Source organism: Soonwooa sp., assembly GCF_030151385.1.
In the GTDB taxonomy this organism is placed as follows: domain Bacteria; phylum Bacteroidota; class Bacteroidia; order Flavobacteriales; family Weeksellaceae; genus Soonwooa.
In genome coordinates this window covers 163,104-180,272 of sequence record NZ_JASLDS010000073.1, presented here as the reverse complement: position 1 = coordinate 180,272, position 17,169 = coordinate 163,104, and the positions used below count along the sequence as shown (strand labels likewise).

The 17,169-nt window shown below is 35.5% G+C and carries 13 protein-coding genes; 7 read left to right on the top strand and 6 right to left on the bottom strand.

All coding sequences use genetic code 11. The annotated features are described in order from the left end of the window. Nucleotides 1–74: 74 nt before the first annotated feature. Nucleotides 75–2,861, bottom strand: a complete 2,787-nt coding sequence (uvrA, locus tag Q1V95_RS15505; protein ID WP_300675623.1) for an excinuclease ABC subunit UvrA — start codon at nucleotides 2,859–2,861, stop codon at nucleotides 75–77. 177 nt (nucleotides 2,862–3,038) lie between these two features. Next, nucleotides 3,039–3,854: a T9SS type A sorting domain-containing protein gene (locus Q1V95_RS15500; RefSeq protein ID WP_300675622.1), complete on the bottom strand. Its 816-nt coding sequence runs from the start codon at nucleotides 3,852–3,854 to the stop codon at nucleotides 3,039–3,041. A 341-nt stretch (nucleotides 3,855–4,195) separates the two neighbouring features. Between Q1V95_RS15500 and Q1V95_RS15495 the strand changes: the two genes are divergently transcribed. Next, nucleotides 4,196–5,992, top strand: coding sequence for a TonB-dependent receptor (locus Q1V95_RS15495; protein ID WP_300675621.1), 1,797 nt, complete (start codon nucleotides 4,196–4,198; stop codon nucleotides 5,990–5,992). A 31-nt stretch (nucleotides 5,993–6,023) separates the two neighbouring features. Here Q1V95_RS15495 and Q1V95_RS15490 read toward each other — a convergent pair whose 3' ends face one another. After that, nucleotides 6,024–6,695, bottom strand: a complete 672-nt coding sequence (locus tag Q1V95_RS15490; RefSeq protein ID WP_300675620.1) for a hypothetical protein — start codon at nucleotides 6,693–6,695, stop codon at nucleotides 6,024–6,026. 108 nt (nucleotides 6,696–6,803) lie between these two features. Here Q1V95_RS15490 and Q1V95_RS15485 point away from each other — a divergent pair, with 108 nt between their 5' ends. The 3 genes from Q1V95_RS15485 (at nucleotide 6,804) to Q1V95_RS15475 (ending at nucleotide 9,875) form a co-directional block, all read left to right on the top strand. Beyond that, a complete protein-coding gene (locus Q1V95_RS15485; RefSeq protein ID WP_300675619.1) occupies nucleotides 6,804–7,628 on the top strand; it encodes a S1-like domain-containing RNA-binding protein in 825 nt (274 codons plus the stop codon). A 3-nt stretch (nucleotides 7,629–7,631) separates the two neighbouring features. Then, the gene (locus Q1V95_RS15480) at nucleotides 7,632–8,546 is read left to right on the top strand and encodes a TIGR01777 family oxidoreductase (RefSeq protein ID WP_300675618.1); all 915 of its coding nucleotides are present in this window, start codon (nucleotides 7,632–7,634) and stop codon (nucleotides 8,544–8,546) included. Between the two features lie 426 nt (nucleotides 8,547–8,972). Then, the gene (locus Q1V95_RS15475) at nucleotides 8,973–9,875 is read left to right on the top strand and encodes a T9SS type A sorting domain-containing protein (RefSeq protein WP_300675617.1); all 903 of its coding nucleotides are present in this window, start codon (nucleotides 8,973–8,975) and stop codon (nucleotides 9,873–9,875) included. 54 nt (nucleotides 9,876–9,929) lie between these two features. Here the strand turns inward: Q1V95_RS15475 and Q1V95_RS15470 are convergent, their stop codons facing one another. Together Q1V95_RS15470 and Q1V95_RS15465 are read right to left on the bottom strand one after the other, a co-directional pair. Further along, complete coding sequence (locus Q1V95_RS15470) at nucleotides 9,930–11,690, bottom strand: long-chain fatty acid--CoA ligase (RefSeq protein WP_300675616.1); 1,761 nt, start codon at nucleotides 11,688–11,690, stop codon at nucleotides 9,930–9,932. An 89-nt stretch (nucleotides 11,691–11,779) separates the two neighbouring features. Further along, a complete protein-coding gene (locus Q1V95_RS15465; RefSeq protein ID WP_300675615.1) occupies nucleotides 11,780–13,552 on the bottom strand; it encodes a long-chain fatty acid--CoA ligase in 1,773 nt (590 codons plus the stop codon). Nucleotides 13,553–13,716: 164 nt separating this feature from the next. On the opposite strand from Q1V95_RS15465, the gene Q1V95_RS15460 reads away from it, so the two are divergent. The 3 genes from Q1V95_RS15460 to Q1V95_RS15450 all read left to right on the top strand — a co-directional run bounded on the left by Q1V95_RS15460 (nucleotide 13,717) and on the right by Q1V95_RS15450 (nucleotide 15,827). Beyond that, the gene (locus Q1V95_RS15460; RefSeq protein ID WP_300675614.1) at nucleotides 13,717–14,859 is read left to right on the top strand and encodes an acyl-CoA dehydrogenase family protein; all 1,143 of its coding nucleotides are present in this window, start codon (nucleotides 13,717–13,719) and stop codon (nucleotides 14,857–14,859) included. A gap of 35 nt (nucleotides 14,860–14,894) precedes the next feature. Next, nucleotides 14,895–15,260: a hypothetical protein gene (locus Q1V95_RS15455; protein ID WP_300675613.1), complete on the top strand. Its 366-nt coding sequence runs from the start codon at nucleotides 14,895–14,897 to the stop codon at nucleotides 15,258–15,260. 105 nt (nucleotides 15,261–15,365) lie between these two features. Beyond that, entirely contained in the window at nucleotides 15,366–15,827 is a 462-nt protein-coding gene (locus Q1V95_RS15450; protein ID WP_300675612.1) for a hypothetical protein, read from the top strand. 215 nt (nucleotides 15,828–16,042) lie between these two features. Here Q1V95_RS15450 and ychF read toward each other — a convergent pair whose 3' ends face one another. Continuing rightward, nucleotides 16,043–17,134: a redox-regulated ATPase YchF gene (gene ychF / locus Q1V95_RS15445; RefSeq protein ID WP_300675611.1), complete on the bottom strand. Its 1,092-nt coding sequence runs from the start codon at nucleotides 17,132–17,134 to the stop codon at nucleotides 16,043–16,045. Nucleotides 17,135–17,169 lie beyond the last annotated feature (35 nt).

Below are 17,169 nucleotides of genomic sequence, written 5' to 3'. Positions count from 1 at the left end.
AATTATTTATCAGTAAAAAGGCTTTCAGAATTCTAAACTCTGAAAGCCTTTTTATTTTTAAACGTAAAGAAAACTTAAAGTTTTTCCGCAATGTACTTTGCAGTTGCCGATATTTTATTCTTAGTTAAATCTTCTGGTGTTCCTGTGAAAACCACTTCACCACCATGTTTACCAGCATTTGGACCGATGTCAATAATATAGTCAGCACATTTGATGATGTCAGGTTGATGTTCAATCACAATCACTGAATGTCCAAGTTCTATTAAAGCTTGTAGTGATTTCATCAATTTATTAATATCATGGAAATGCAATCCTGTCGATGGTTCGTCAAAAACAAATAAAGTTTTGTCTGTTGTAACACCTTTTACTAGGAAAGACGCAAGTTTTACACGTTGCGCTTCACCGCCAGAAAGCGTGGAAGAAGATTGTCCCAATTGTAAATAACCAAGCCCAACTTCTTGTAAAGGTTTTAATTTCTGTACGATTTTGGACTCGTGTAATTCTGTGAAAAAGTTAATCGCTTCATCAACAGTCATTTTTAGAATGTCAGAAATATTTTTTTCGTCAACTTTTACTTCGAGAATTTCACTTTTAAAACGTGTGCCGTGGCAATGTTCGCATTCCAATTCGATATCTGCCATAAATTGCATTGACACTGTAATCACACCTTCGCCTTTACATTCGTCGCAACGTCCACCATCCACATTAAAAGAAAAATGTTTTGGTTTTAATCCCATTAACGACGCCGATTTTTGCTTCGAAAACAAATCACGAATATCGTCATAGGCTTTTAGATAAGTAACGGGATTAGAACGTGATGATTTTCCGATTGGATTTTGGTCGATTAACTCAATGTTTTTAATCAACTTTTTTGGAAACTCAACGCTGTCGTAATCGGCTTTTTTGCCACCCATTCCCAACTGAATTTGCACTGCGTTGGTTAAGATTTCCTTCATCAAAGTTGATTTTCCACTTCCTGAAACGCCTGTAACAACCGTCAGAATTTCTAGCGGAACATCAACGTCAATGTTTTTAAGATTGTTTTGTCGAGCGCCTTTTATTTTTATAAATTCTTTTGGAACACGACGTTTTTTCGGAACTTCAATGTTTAGTTCGTGGTTAAGATATTTTGACGTTAAAGTATCAGCTTTTTTAAGATCTTTATAATCACCAGCAAATACCAAATCGCCGCCAAGATAACCAGCTTCAGGACCAATGTCGATAATGTAGTCAGCAGCGCGCATCACATCTTCGTCATGTTCAACTACAATAACAGTGTTGCCAAGATCGCGAAGGTTTTTTAGAACTTCAATAAGATTTTCGGTGTCGCGAGAGTGAAGACCAATACTTGGTTCGTCCAAAATATAAATAGAACCCACCAAAGAACTTCCCAAACTTGTCGCCAAATTAATACGTTGACTTTCGCCGCCAGAAAGCGTGTTGGACGTTCGGTTAAGACTTAGGTAACCAAGACCAACTTTTAGTAAAAATCCGATTCGAGATTTTATTTCGTAAAGAAGTCGTTTTGCGACTTCGGCATCGTATTTTGATAATTTTAAACTTTCAATAATTGGTGAAAGCTCATGTAGTGGCAATTCGATTAAAGATTGGATATTGTGTCCATCGATTTTTACCCAAGAAGTTTCTTCACGCAATCTAAGACCTTCGCAAGTTGGACAAGTCGTCTTGCCACGATAACGCGACAACATCACACGGTATTGGATTTTATAAAGATTTTCCTCCAACATTTTGAAGAAATTATCAATACTTGGGAAACTTGCAGACTTGTCACCACGCCACAAATATTGTTTTTGCTCTTTTGTGAGTTGGTGGTAAGGTTTATGAATAGGGAAGTCTTTTGCTTTTTTAATAAAAGAACGTTTCCATTCGCTCATCGTTTCGCCTTTCCAAGGAGCTACAGCATCTTCGAAGACCGAAAGATTTTTATTTGGAATGACAAGGTCTTCGTCAATGCCAATTATTTTGCCGTAACCTTCGCAAGTTGGACAAGCGCCATAAGGATTGTTAAAGCTGAAATAATGGACATTCGGTTCGTTAAAATCGATGCCATCTAATTCAAATTTATTGGAGAAATCTCGAACTTCGTTACTTTCTGTATTTTTCAAAAGACAACGGCCGTGACCTTCGTAGAACGCCATTTGGATAGAATCTGCAAGACGTTGTAGGAAGTTTTCGTCCTCTTCGTAACTGAAACGGTCGATCACCAAAAATATCTCTGTATTGGCTTCTGGAACGAAACCAAAACTTTCTAAATCTTCGATACTGGCAAGGTTCCCGCCAACTTCTAAACGTGTAAAACCCGAAACTTTCAAGGTTTTTAATTGTTCGGTAAAACCATCGACTTCATATTGTAAAGGCGCCATCAAAATGAAACTCGTGTCTTTTTTTGACGCTTTTATAAAATCGATAACATCGGTAACAGAATCTTTTTTGACCTCTTCACCAGAAATTGGCGAAAAAGTATGACCAATTCTCGCATACAATAACTTTAGATAATCATAAATTTCCGTCGATGTACCAACTGTAGAACGCGGATTAGACGAAATGACTTTTTGCTGAATTGCTATTGAAGGTGCAAGACCTTTAATATCATCAACTTTTGGTTTCTCTAGTTTTCCTAAAAATTGTCGCGCATACGAACTCAAGCTTTCAACATATCGGCGTTGACCTTCGGCATAGATAGTGTCAAAAGCCAGCGAAGATTTCCCGCTTCCAGATACGCCTGTTATAACAATGAGTTTATTCTTTGGAATTAAAACATCAATGTGCTTCAGGTTATTGAGGTGCGCGTTTTTAACAAAAAGTTGTTTTTTTATATCGATTTCTGCAGTTGTAGCCATATCAAAATTAAGACCCACAAAATTACGAAAAAATGCGTTTTTTTGGCTAGTTATTTTGTTAATGTTTATTAACTAAAGAGAGCAGTAAATGAATTACTGCTCTCTTTCTAACTTAAAATATAGAATTCTTTATGAAGAGAATTTTTTGTGTCTGATTTTTGTATAAAGCCTCTACTATTAATCTTTTGTGAATTTGAAAGTTTTGTTAGCGCCGTCAACTTCTGCTTTCAAAATGTAGTTTCCTTTTGGAAGAACCGAAATATCGATGCTAGATTTGTTGGCTGAAGCATTAGTTTTCTTAACTAAACCTCCTGCTAGATTGTAGATTTCAACATTGTTAATCGTTTTTGCTCCTGTTATATTAATTTCTTTTTGCGCTGGATTTGGATATAAAGAAATTTTGCTTTGTTGCAAATCTGAGGTTGCTAAATAGGCATCACAAGTCGCAGTAAATGAGAACACGATGTCCGATCCGACATTCATCCAAGCATCGGCATTTGCGTTATAAGCTCTCGATGGATAACCTACAACCGTGCTGGTAGTCTCTAGATATTCGGTTCCATTACTTTCGCCAATACCTAACCAATAGGTTTGCGTGCTAGTTGAAGTGTTGCTAACTACAATCGGTGTTGCCAATTGGAAAGTATATGTTTTGAAAGCTAAACCAAATTTGTTAGCGTTAAGAGTACTGCTGGTAGGTGTTAGCGTTACTTTTGAAAGTTGTGTTTTAGGAAAATTGGTTGTTGAATTGTCATAAATAAAAAATGACAAAGATGTCAAAGCTGATGTTTCTGCAGTATTAACCGTGATTTTAGAAATCTTTTTTGTGGTGTTTCCAGCAATTGTGAAATCATTAGCTAGTATTGTCGAAGTAATGTTTCCGTAAGCATCTTCTTGATTTTTAGATGGTACTGTGTTGTCACAGCTGGTTTGTGCGTTTGTGATACCTGATAAGCTAATAGTAGCGATTAAAGTAAGTAAAGTTTTCTTCATGTTAATTATTTTGATTGATTTAGGTGTAAATATAAACTTATAATTAAATTTTAAATAAAAAATGTGTATTTTCGAGTGTATTTAGTTTAATTATCTTTTGTTTTTTAAAATTATTAAATATTTTACTGAATATGAAATTTGTCATTTGTTAAATCAGATATATTTATCTATTAGGATTGTTTTAATTATGTTAAGTTAAGGTGGTTTTGATTTATATTTTTAACTAAAATTACATTTGTGTAATTTATTTTTAAAATTTTCTTAATTATTAAATAAAATTAATTTCTTAATTGTTTTGTTTTTCCTATTGCTTAGATTTGCCGTCGTAAAATTAAAAAGCTATGAAAAAGTTTGTGATAATGGGGATTTCGCTTAGCTGTCTCTTTTTGTCAGCACAAGAAAATGGAATAGAAGAAGTTGTTGTGCAAGGGAAATTTTTTTCGACTCCTATTTCTAAAGTGAGTGAGAATGTAACAGTAGTTTCGAAACAGCAAATTCTAGATTCGCCAGCAAAAAGTGTCGCAGATCTGCTGCAATATTTTACAGGAATGGATATCCGTCGTCGGGGACTTAATGATGTACAAACGGATCTAAGTATTCGCGGAAGTTCTTTTGATCAAGTTTTGGTTATGGTTAATGGGATTAAGATGAATGATGCGCAAACAGGGCATAATACTTTTAATCTACCATTTGATATGGCGAGTATCGACCGTATCGAAATTATAAAAGGTCCTGCAGCTCGACGTTTTGGACAGAATGCTTATGGAGGTGTGATTAATATTATTACCAATGTTGGCAAAGAAAATACTTACCAAGTCAATGCTTCGGAAGGTGATTTCAAAACGTGGTCGTTGGGTGCTGCAGCAGATTTTGGAAGCGAGAAATTCGGGAACTTTATTCAAGTTGGTAAGTCAGAATCGGCTGGTTATCGTTTTAACACAGATACAGACGTACAAAATGTTTGGTATCAAAACCAATTCAAGGTTAATGATGCGACTTTCAAAATGCAAGCAGGTTTCACAGAAAAGAAGTTTGGTGCTAACGGATTTTATTCGTCGCCTTTAGCAAAAGATCAATATGAAGAAACGCAAACCTCTTTGGTGAGCACTTCTTACGAACAGAAATTTGGGAATTTTGGCGTTAATGCCAATGTTTATTGGAAGCGTGCACAAGATATGTATTTGTTTAACCGCTGGAAGCCAGAAGTCTATCGAAACATGCATATTGGTAACAATCTTGGTGGCGAAATTAATACAAGTTTTGTCTCGAAATTAGGTAAAACAGGATTGGGTGCAGAGTTTCGAAATGAAAGCTTGCGCAGTAATAATCTTGGCGAAAGAGAGCGTTTTATTTCACAATTGTTTTTGGAGCATCACATTAGTCTAATCAATCAAAAATTAAATATTGTCCCGAGTGTAAGTTGGGCAAATTATCCTGGTAATGGAAATTTTTTCTATCCAGGTTTGGATGTAGGTTATAGCCTAGATCAACATAATAAAGTCTACGCCAATTGGGCAAAAACCAGTCGTGTGCCGACTTACACTGATCTATATTATGTAAGTAAAACTGAAACTGGAAATCCTAACTTGAAGCCAGAAAATGCGATGAATTATGAAGTTGGCTACGAATATCGCCGCTCGAATTCTTTATTTAAGCTAAGTGGTTTTGGAAGGAATACCGACGACGCAATCGACTGGACAAAAGATTCTGCAGGTGAAGTTTGGCGTGCCGAAAACATCCGAAACATCCAGACTTTAGGTTTAGAAACTGAAGTTGCTCAAAAGCTTAACTGGATTGTTAATAATTTGTCGGTAGGTTATACTTATTTGGATAACAAGATTAATCGTGACGATAAGGCTTTTTCAAAATATGTATTGGATAATCTTCGTCACCAATTCAATGCAAAACTACAAGCAAGGTATTGGAAGTTTGATACAGAAGTGGTCTATCGTTACAACGAACGTGTCGCTTTGGGAAGTTACAATCTTTTGGATGCGAAGTTAAATTACCAAACCGAAAAGCTCAATATTTATCTTTTGGTGAATAATATTACGAATACAAAATATACAGAAACAAGTCTAGTCCCAATGCCAGGACGTTGGTTTATGCTTGGATTTACTTTTAAAAATAAATTTTAGAAAATTGAAAAAAGCCATCGAATGATGGCTTTTATTTTTTTTGTACGAATAAACATGCTGCAGAATAATCTCTTTTAAAATCATTGAGATAGTAATTGAGCATGAATTTCCATTCTCTAAATTTGTAAAAAGGCATCAAAAATCTAGCGACTTTCACAGGTATTACTTTTTTGTTTGTTTTAAGATACTTGTGAAAATTGTAGTTGGTGGATACGACTTGCGAATCTATAACAGTAAATTTGTTAAAAAGTTGGTGCTGCATTTTATCAGGAGCTGGTCGATAAAAACTTTCAACAGGATCGTGAGCTGGTGGGAAAGTATGAGAATTGGTGACAATTAAAAAGCCATCTTTTTCCAAGATTTCATCAATGATAAGGCTAAGTTCTTCTCGCTGTTCTCTTTCGAGATACATCAACAAGTTGTTTATCATTATTGATTTGAATTTATATTTTTTAAGCTCCTCTAAAAAGTCTTTATCATAAAGATTACCAACAATATCGACACCTTCGGCAGCTTTCATATCAAGGTGAACCACATTTTTTGCTTCATCGGGAACTAAATCAAAAATATTTTTTTGAATAAAGCCTTGCCTGATGGTGCGGTATTCTTTCGTAGAACTACCTATATTAAGAATCGGAAAGGCTTGTTGCTCGACAACAACTTTTATTTTGTCTCCAATCCAATTTGATTCTTCTATTAACATAGAGTGTTTTTTCAAAAATATAAATATTATTGAAGCTTTAAAACTTTATTTTGAAATTTAGAAAAAGGAACGATTTTATTTTGCCTAATTTTGCAGCAAATATTTACAATGCAAGTAGGAACATTCCAGACGCTAAAGGTTTCAGAAGTTAATAATTCAGGTTATATCTTAACAGACGAATTCGGTGAAAAAGCCTTTCTATCCAAGATTTTAGTTAATTCGACTTTAGAAGTTGATCAAGATATTGACGTTTTTGTTTATCAAGATGATGATAAATTAAAAGCGACAACCGAAACGCCTTTATGTGAAGTGGGAGAGTTTGCAGTGATGACTTGCGTGCAAAGTTTGCCAAGTGGCGCTTTTATGGATTGGGGAATTATCAAAGATTTGTTCGTTCCTTACAAGCAGCAAAAAGGAAAAATTCTCGAAAACAAACGATACATTGTTTACGTCTATACTGATGAAGAAAGTGGTAGAATTACGGGAACAACCAAGTTTAAACGTAATCCGCAATACACCGATTTACCATTTAAAAAGGGAGATAAAGTTGATTTGTTGATGATTGGCGAATCAGAGTTGGGTTGGAATGTTATTATTGATAAAAAATATATTGCATTGATCTACGCTTCTGATGTTTACAAAAAGTTGTACCCGCTTTCAACAGAGCAAGGTTACATCAAGGCGATTCGTGAGGATGGTAAGATTGATGTGTCTTTGCAGCCAGAAGGTTTTGAAAATATTGATGAGTTCAAGCAAAAGATTATTGACAAGCTAAACGATAATTACGGTTTGATTTACTTGTCAGATAAATCTTCTCCAGAAGAGATAAAAGACGAGTTACAGATGAGTAAAAAGAACTTCAAAAAAGCGATTGGCGGTCTTTACAAAGACAAAGTAATCGAAATTGAAGATGACAAAATTCGTTTGCTATAATCGATGGAGAAGTCAAAAGTTCTGGTCACTGGTGCGACCGGTTTAATTGGTTCTGCATTGTGCGAATTGCTCGCTTCTAAAGGCTATGATGTTCATATTCTGGTAAGGTTCGATGACGAAAAACAACAAAGTCCTTACAAAGCTTTTAAGCTCGATTACGACAATAATTCCATTGAAAAAGGTGCTTTTGATGGTGTAGAATACGTTATACATCTTGCTGGTGCGCCAATTGCGATGCGTTGGACCAAAACTTACAAAAAGTTGGTGATTGACAGTCGTGTGGTTTCTGCAAATATTATTCAGGACGAAATTCAAAAACGAAATATTAAACTTAAAGCTTTTATTTCGGCATCGGCGGTTGGTTACTATGGTGCGATAACCTCTGATAAAATCTTTGTTGAAACAGATTCGCCTGCTGATGATTTTCTTGGTCAAGTTTGTCAAGCTTGGGAGAGTAAAGCTTTGGATTTTAAGAATGTTGCCGATAGAGTGGTGATGTTGCGGACTTCTGGGGTTTTGTCTGGCAAAGGTGGACTTTTGGCAGAATTAAAAACGCCGATTGAGAAAAATTCAGGGGCGCCATTAGGAAGTGGAAAGCAGTATGTACCGTGGATTCATATTGATGATATGTGTGAGATGTATTTGCAGGCGATTGAAGATGATACAATGTTTGGTGCTTACAATGCTGCAACACCAGAACATATTACGAATAAAGACTTGACAAAAGCAGTTGCAAAACAACTTAAAAAGAAACTTTGGTTCCCGAATGTGCCAGCTTTTGGATTAAAAATAATGTTTGGGGAAATGGCGAATTTAATTCTAAAAGGAAGTCGCGTTTCGTCGGAAAAAATTCTGAAACAAGGCTTTCAATTTAAGTTTCCAAAACTAGAAGATGCATTGAAGGATCTTTTGAAATAGAATCTAATTTTCTTTATAAAGTATTATTGAATGTCTGCAACAGTGCCTAAATCAATCTTCTTTAACACAGTTTGTCATTCCGAGGTACGAGGAATCTTTCTAGTATAAAGCAGAGATTCTTCGCTTCGCTCTGAATGACAGAGTTTTCTGAATATCGGCGACCAAGCAGACAATCATAAAAATATTAAAAACTCGTAGCAGATTTTGATTGAGAGATTAAAATTTTGTTGCGAGTTTTTTTTGTTTTTAGAATCATATTTAGTTTTTCGTTATTAATTGACGATAGAAATGTTAAAATTTTATTAGGTTAATGTTTTGATATTTGTTTCTTTAAAAAGTGTATAAATTTAATTAAAATGACTATTGTCATTAATGATTGTTTGGGATTGCTTTCGAAGGGTTTTAATTTTGTAGAAATTTAAAAGTATGAAAAAATTATTATTCCTATTATGTGCTTCGCAACTAAGTTTTGCGCAACAATCTGTTTTCTCTCAGCCTCAAAAAGATCAATTGAATGTTTTCAATTCGCCATCTCTTAATGATACAACGCAAAAGGGTATTTTTATAGCAGATGATTTTGAATTAGCAAGTGCAGTTAAAATCGAAAAAGTAAAAGTTTTCGCAAAAACTGATGCAGGATTTTTAGATGCAGGAAATGTTATTTCTTGGAATGTTATGATTTTTCAAGATCAAGCAGGAAAACCTGCTGGTATTCCTGGAAAAAATGAAACTGGCTTAGTTTATAAGTTTAGTAAGTTAGCTTCGCAAGGTGGTGTTACTGTAGCTCAGACTGGTAGCAATGCTGCTAATATTTCAGTGGAATTTGATACAACTGATAATGCTTTTGTTTTTCAACCAAACACAAAGTATTGGATCAGTGTATTCCCAACTGTAAAAAGCGAAGAGAATTTTAATAACGAAAAGTTTTTTTATTGGGCGGCATCGACAACGACAACACCTAAACTAGCGCAAGCGAAAATGGTTGATCCTGACGATATTATGATGGATGGTTATACAACTTGGACAGATCTTAAAGGTCCTTCGTCGGGTATTACAGGTGTAGCTTTCGAATTGTACGGAAAAGATGCTTTAGGAACTAATGAGGTTGCAAAGTCAGCTGTGAAAATTTATCCAAATCCTACATCTAAGTCAATTAGTATTGATGCTAAAGGTATTAAAAATGTAGAGATTTACTCTTTGGATGGAAAGTTGGTATTAACATCAACAAAATCAGAAATTAATGTTGAGACTTTGGTTAAAGGGACTTACACGCTTGTTGTAACTTTCGAAAACGGACAGAAATCGACAGAAAAATTCATCAAGAACTAAGAAGTTAGAATACATAAATAAGAAAAGCCAGTTGATTGCAACTGGCTTTTTCTATTATCTATCATAAAGTTTGTTATAAAGATCCATAAAGTGTTCTTTGATGACTTTACGTTTTAGTTTTAGTGTTGGCGTTAACATACCGTTTTCTTCTGACCAAATTTCGGGTGTCAATTCAATTTTTTTGATTTGTTCCCAATGTCCAAGATTCTTGTTGATATTGTCCATTTCTTTTTCAATCGCTGCCTTTAGCTCAGGGCTTTTTGCAATTTCTTCAGGTGTCGTCCCGATGTTAATGTTGTTGTCTTTTGCCCATTGTTTGGCATAATCGAAATCTGGCTGGATAAGAGCTGTTGGCATTTTTTCGCCTTCGCCAACCACCATAATTTGTTCGATAAACAAAGAAGCTTTGGCAAGGTTTTCAATGACTTGAGGTGCAACATATTTTCCGCCCGAAGTTTTGAACATTTCCTTTTTTCTATCGGTGATAAAGAGGTAACCATCTTTGTCCAAATGCCCAATGTCACCCGTTTTGAAGTAGCCTTGACTGTCAAAAGCTTCTGCCGTTGTTTCTGGGTTTTTGTAATAACCTTGGGTTACCGTTGGACCTTTCACACAGATTTCGCCGTCTTCAGCGATTTTAACATCGATGTTAAAAAGTGGTTTCCCGATAGAGCCCATTCTCATAAACTTAAAACTGTTAACAGAAATCACAGGCGAAGTTTCTGTCAAACCATAACCTTCCTGAATTGGAATGCCAGCTGCCTGAAACATAATATTGAGACGAGTAGAAAGTGGAGCAGAACCAGATACCAAAGTTAAAATATCGCCACCGATGCCTGCTCTCCATTTCGAGAAAACCAATTTGTCGGCAATCTTGTGCCAGAAGCTTTTTGGAGCGCCAAGTTTATAGTTTTCTGCTATCTTTAAAGACCAAAGGAAGATACTTTTTTTGATACCACCAGCTTCGGTACCTTTTTTATAAATTGAATCATAAACTTTCTCAATAACCCTCGGAACCACCGTCATATAATGCGGTTTTACCTCTAGCAAATTCTGGCTAAGTTTGTCGGTGCTTTCCGCGAAATAAATGGCAAAACCATTGTAAGTGAAAAGATAGAAAATCATCCTTTCGAAAACGTGGCACATCGGTAAGAAACTCAATGCACGGCTGTCGTTACCTTGTCTGCGTGGGATTCGGTCTTCGCAACCAATAATGTCTTGGACAATATTGTTGTGCGTCAACATTACACCTTTTGGTTTTCCTGTAGTTCCCGATGTGTAGATAATCGACACCAAATCGTCAGGATTGATGTCTTTTTTTATTTGGTCAACTTCGGCTTGTAGACTATCATCTTTTCCAAGGTCTAAGATGTCTTCCCAATTTTTAGCAGCATTAACTTTATCAAAGGTGTAGATGTCCTTCATTAAAGGAAGTTGGCTTTGGATTTCATTTATTTTGTTAAATAATTTCTCGTCCGAAACAAAGCAAAATACACAATCCGAATCGCCTAAATTATAAACGCAATCGGCTTGCGAAATTGAAGGATAGATCGGAACGGTGATGATGCCGAGTTGTAAAGCTGCTTGGTCCACGATGCACCATTCTGTTCTGTTGGTTGAGGTGATAAGTCCAATTTTATCGCCTTTTTTTAAGCCTAATTTTATTAAACCTCTAGAAAATTGATTGCTTTTTGCAATGAATTCTTCTGTTGAAAATTTGCGCCAAGTCCCACCAATTTTGTCATTGATGTAATCTTTTTTCTGATATTTTTCTTGTGAAATATAAGGTATGTCGAATAATCGCGTAAGTGTCATGTCTTTTGAAACCAATATTGAATACAAATATAACAAATATCAGTTTTTTGAAAAAAATAAAGCTATCCAATGGATAGCTTTTATGTTAATTATTTTCTGTCGTAGAGTTTTTCATACAAATCATTGAAGGTTTCTTTAATGACTTTACGTTTTAGTTTTAAAGTTGGGGTTAGTAAACCATCATCAATAGACCAAACTTTTGGTGTGAGTTCAATTTTTTTAATTTGCTCCCATTTGCCAAGATGCTTGTTGATGTTTTCCATCTCCTGCATGATTCTTTCCTTTAACTCTGGACTATTCGCCATTTCTGCTGGTGTTGTACCAATGTTAATGCCTTTTATTTTTGCCCAATTTTGTGCAAAAGTAAAGTCTGGTTGGATAAGTGCCGTTGGCATTTTTTCGCCTTCGCCGACAACCATAATTTGCTCAATGAATTTCGAGGCTTTAGCATGGTTCTCGATAACTTGCGGCGCTATGAATTTCCCACCTGAGGTTTTGAACATTTCCTTTTTTCTATCGGTGATAAATAAGAATCCATCATCATCGATAAGGCCTATATCACCAGTTTTGAAATAGCCATCTTCTGTAAAAGCTTCTAGTGTTTTTTCGTCGTCTTTATAGTAACCACCAAACACTGATGGACCTTTTACGATGATTTCGCCGTCAGCAGCGATTTTAACATCGACATTACTTAATGGAATACCAACAGAGCCCAATCTCATTTTTTCGAAACTGTTTACAGAAATTACTGGTGATGTTTCTGTTAAGCCATAACCTTCCAAAATGGGAATTCCTGCTGCTTGGAACATTCTGTTTAACCTTGTAGAAAGCGCTGCAGAACCAGATACCAACGTTATTAAATTTCCACCCAAACCTTCTCGCCATTTTTTGAAAACTAATTTGTCAGCAATAATGTGTGCGAAAGATTTTGGCGCTTGCAGATTGTATTTTTCTGCGATGGAAATTGACCACAAGAATATTTTAGACTTTAGACCTCCAGATGCAGTGCCTTTGTTGTAGATCGAATCGTAAACTTTTTCTACCAAACGCGGTACAACCGTCATATAATGTGGTTTTACTTCTTTAACATTGTCGCCGATTTTATCAATACTTTCGGCATAATAAAGAGAAATACCATTGTTAATAAAAATGTAGTAAACCATTCTTTCGAAAATATGGCAAATCGGAAGAAAGCTTAAAGCACGCAAATCTTTGTAGTTAATGCTTTTGTTTCGTGGGATGCGAGAGTCACTTCCCAAAACATTGGATACGATATTTTTGTGCGTCAACATCACGCCTTTTGGACGTCCTGTTGTCCCAGAAGTATAGATTAAAGTTACAATATCATCCTCCTGAATGGCTTTTGATAAGTCTTCGACTTCTTGCTGTGTGGCATCGTCTTCGCCTAGATCAAGAATTTCTTGCCAGTTGGGTGCGCCCTCCACATCGTCGAAACTAAAAACACCTGCTAATGAAGATATTTCGGGTTTTACACTTTGCATTTTTTTGTAAAGGTTGGCATCCGAAACAAAACAATATTTAATCTCAGCATTGTTAAAAATATAGACATAATCTTCTTCCGAGATTGTTGGATATACAGGAACAGAAATGGCGCCGATTTGCGAAATTCCCAAATCCATGATGCTCCATTCTGTGCAATTGTTACTAGTGATTAATCCGATTTTGTCACCAGGTTTAATACCTAGTTTTAGTAGTCCTCGAGAAATTTTATTTGCTTGGTTAGTAAACTCTAAAGTGGATGTTTTTTTCCATTCCCCTTTCTTTTTCGTGACCAAAGCATCATTTTTAGGATATTGATTTAGAGCTTTATGAGCAAAATCAAATGTTCTTTTAACAGACATATCGTTAAATATTTGATAATTTTTAAATTAAATTTAATAAAAAGTAGATTTTCGTAAATATAGTTTTTTTTAATTAAATGACAAAGATGTATTTTATTCGATACATATCGTTATAATTTTCGTAAAAATTGTAAATTTACGGGCAATTAATACTATTATTTGATATGGATTTTAATTTATCAGAAGAACAATTGATGATTCAGCAAGCAGCTAGAGATTTTGCTCAGACTGAATTACTTCCTGGTGTTATCGAAAGAGATACACATCAAAAATTTCCTACAGAACAAGTTAAGAAAATGGGAGAGTTAGGTTTCCTAGGTATGATGGTTGACCCAAAATATGGAGGTGCTGGTCTAGACAGTGTTTCTTACGTTCTTGCAATGGAAGAAATTGCGAAGATTGATGCTTCTGCTGCGGTTGTAATGTCGGTTAACAACTCTTTGGTATGTGCTGGTTTAGAAAAATTTGCTAGCGAAGAGCAAAAAATGAAATATCTAAAACCGCTTGCAAGTGGTGAAGTTATCGGTGCTTTTGCATTGTCTGAGCCAGAAGCTGGTTCGGATGCGACGTCGCAACGTACAACTGCAGAGGATAAAGGTGATTATTATTTATTAAATGGTACTAAAAACTGGATTACTAACGGTGGTAACGCTGCTTACTATATTGTAATTGCGCAAACACATCCAGAGAAGAAGCATAAAGGTATCAACGCTTTCATCGTAGAAAGAGGTTGGGAAGGTTTCGAAATTGGTCCAAAAGAAGACAAATTGGGAATTAGAGGAAGTGACACGCATTCTTTACTTTTCACAGATGTTAAAGTACCAAAAGAAAACAGAATTGGTGAAGACGGATTCGGATTCAACTTTGCAATGGCGGTTCTTAACGGTGGTAGAATTGGTATCGCGTCTCAGGCTTTAGGTATCGCTTCTGGTGCTTACGAATTGGCTCTTAAATATGCTAAAGAAAGAAAAGCTTTCGGTACAGAGATTATCAATCACCAAGCGATTGCTTTCAAATTGGCAGATATGCACGTTAACACGACGGCTGCAAGAATGCTTTGCTTCAAAGCAGCAGTGGAGAAAGATGCAGGAAAAGATATTTCTGAAAGTGGTGCAATGGCAAAACTTTTTGCTTCTCAAGTAGCGATGGATACAACTATTGAAGCAGTACAAATCCACGGCGGTTATGGTTATGTGAAAGAATATCACGTAGAAAGATTGATGCGTGATGCGAAGATTACACAAATCTACGAGGGTACTTCAGAAATCCAAAAGATTGTTATCTCTAGAAGTATTGCGAAGAAGTAATATTTTTATAACTTTATAAACACAAATTAATTATCATGAAATATTTCTGGATTTTTTTAGCCGCGGCCGTTCTACTTTTAGGAGGCTTTGTTTGGTATAAGTTTTATTTTGTATTTGGCGAAGGTGTCAAATCGGGTTATCTAAATTACGCCGTTAAAAAAGGAAATGTTTTCAAAACCTATGAAGGCAAGCTTATCCAAGAAGGATTTGGAGCAACCAAGGTAGGTGGCGCAATTGGTAGCAATCAGTTTGAGTTTTCTATCGAAGACGAAGCTGTTTTCAAACAATTGGAGCTTAACAGTGGTAAGTATTTTGACTTGCATTACAAAGAATATCATGGTACTTTGCCATGGCGCGGTAACACAGTCTATGTGGTTGATAAAGTTATCAGCATGAAATAAATAAGAATCCCTTTCAGAAATGAAAGGGATTTTTTTTGCTTAAATAAGGAATTGTAATTGTTGATTTTATTTTCAGTAATTTTATTTTTATATTTACAAGAAAAGATGAAATTTTTTATAACTTTAATAATGTTGACTTCCGTGTTGTCTTGTAAAACTGCAACTTCAACAACTGTGCAAAAATCTAATGCAATGGAAAAAGTAGAATACGTTGAAGCGAGAAGACTTAACAAAAATATCGGTGCTAAGGACGTTTTTGTGTTAGAGAATATGGACGATATTACAGCTTTATATACCAAATTTCAAAACCCTGGAATGACGCGCCAAGCACCTATTCCAACATTGGAAGCTGACGAAAGCATGTTGATTATCAATCCTAAACCTAGTGCAAGTAATCCATATGCAGATATTGAAGTTGAAAGTCTTTCCACAAAAGGCAATCAATTAATTGTCAATTATAAAGAGGTTGAAAATGGGGAATATTCTGCTAATAAAGAATCTCACCCAGTTCTTGTTCTTATCGTAAAAGCCAAGCCTAAATCTGTGGTTTTGAAAAAACTAAAATAAACTATAATGAGATTGACCTCTCATAGTTAGCCTTTTGGTGTTTACTTATTGAAAGTTGATGCTAATTGCAAAGCTTCTTCTAAGAAATTAATTATTGCTAAATAATTTCAAAGATTATAAATAAAAAGCTACTCAATTTGAGTAGCTTTTTTAATACAAAAAAACACCCACAATAAGTGAGTGTTCTGATTATGTATTTGAAACTAAAGATTTAATTAAACATTAAATCTAAAGTGCATAATATCGCCGTCTTGTACAATGTATTCTTTACCTTCTACAGAAAGCTTTCCAGCTTCTTTTACTTTAGCTTCAGAACCGTAAGTCATATAATCGTTATACTTGATAACTTCTGCACGGATAAAGCCTTTTTCAAAATCTGTGTGGATAACACCAGCTGCTTGTGGCGCTGTCCAACCTTGTCCGATTGTCCAAGCTCTAACTTCTTTAACACCTGCAGTAAAGTAAGTTTGAAGTTTTAACAAAGCATAAGCTTGACGAATCAATCTGTTAACTCCTGGCTCTTCTAGACCAAGTTCTTCTAAGAACATTTGACGCTCTTCAAAAGATTCTAATTCGTTGATGTCGGCTTCGATTTGTGCTGCCAAAACAACAACTTCGGCACCTTCATTTTTTGCCATTTCTTCGATTTTAGCAATCCACTCGTTACCATTTTTAATCGAGTTTTCGTCAACGTTACAAACGTAAAGCACAGGCTTGTTAGTTAGCAACTGAACTTCGTTAATGATAGGACTTGTTAAATCATCAACTGGGAATTCTCTCGCATTCTTGCCATCTTCTACAAATTGTTGAAGTTTTTGCAAAGTCTCATAAGCTAAGACATCTTCTTTCTTACCAGATTTGATGAATTTTTTAGCTTTGTCAACTGCTTTTCCGATTGTTTCAAGATCTTTAAGTTGAAGCTCGATGTCGATAATTTCTTTATCACGGAGTGGATCTACAGAACCTTCTACGTGGATAATGTTTCCGTTGTCAAAACATCTCAAAACGTGGATAATGGCTTCACATTCGCGGATGTTAGCAAGGAATTGGTTACCAAGACCTTCGCCCTTGCTCGCACCTTTTACAAGTCCTGCGATGTCAACAATCTCAACAACAGCTGGCAAAACGCGCTCAGGATTTACGATTTTTTCTAGTTCGAAAAGTCGTTGATCTGGTACCGAAACCGTGCCTAGGTTAGGTTCGATGGTACAGAAAGGATAGTTCGCAGATTGCGCTTTAGCGTTACTAAGACAGTTAAAAAGTGTCGATTTTCCAACATTAGGAAGTCCTACAATTCCACATTTCATTATATGTCGATGTTTATTTAGTTATTATTAATAGG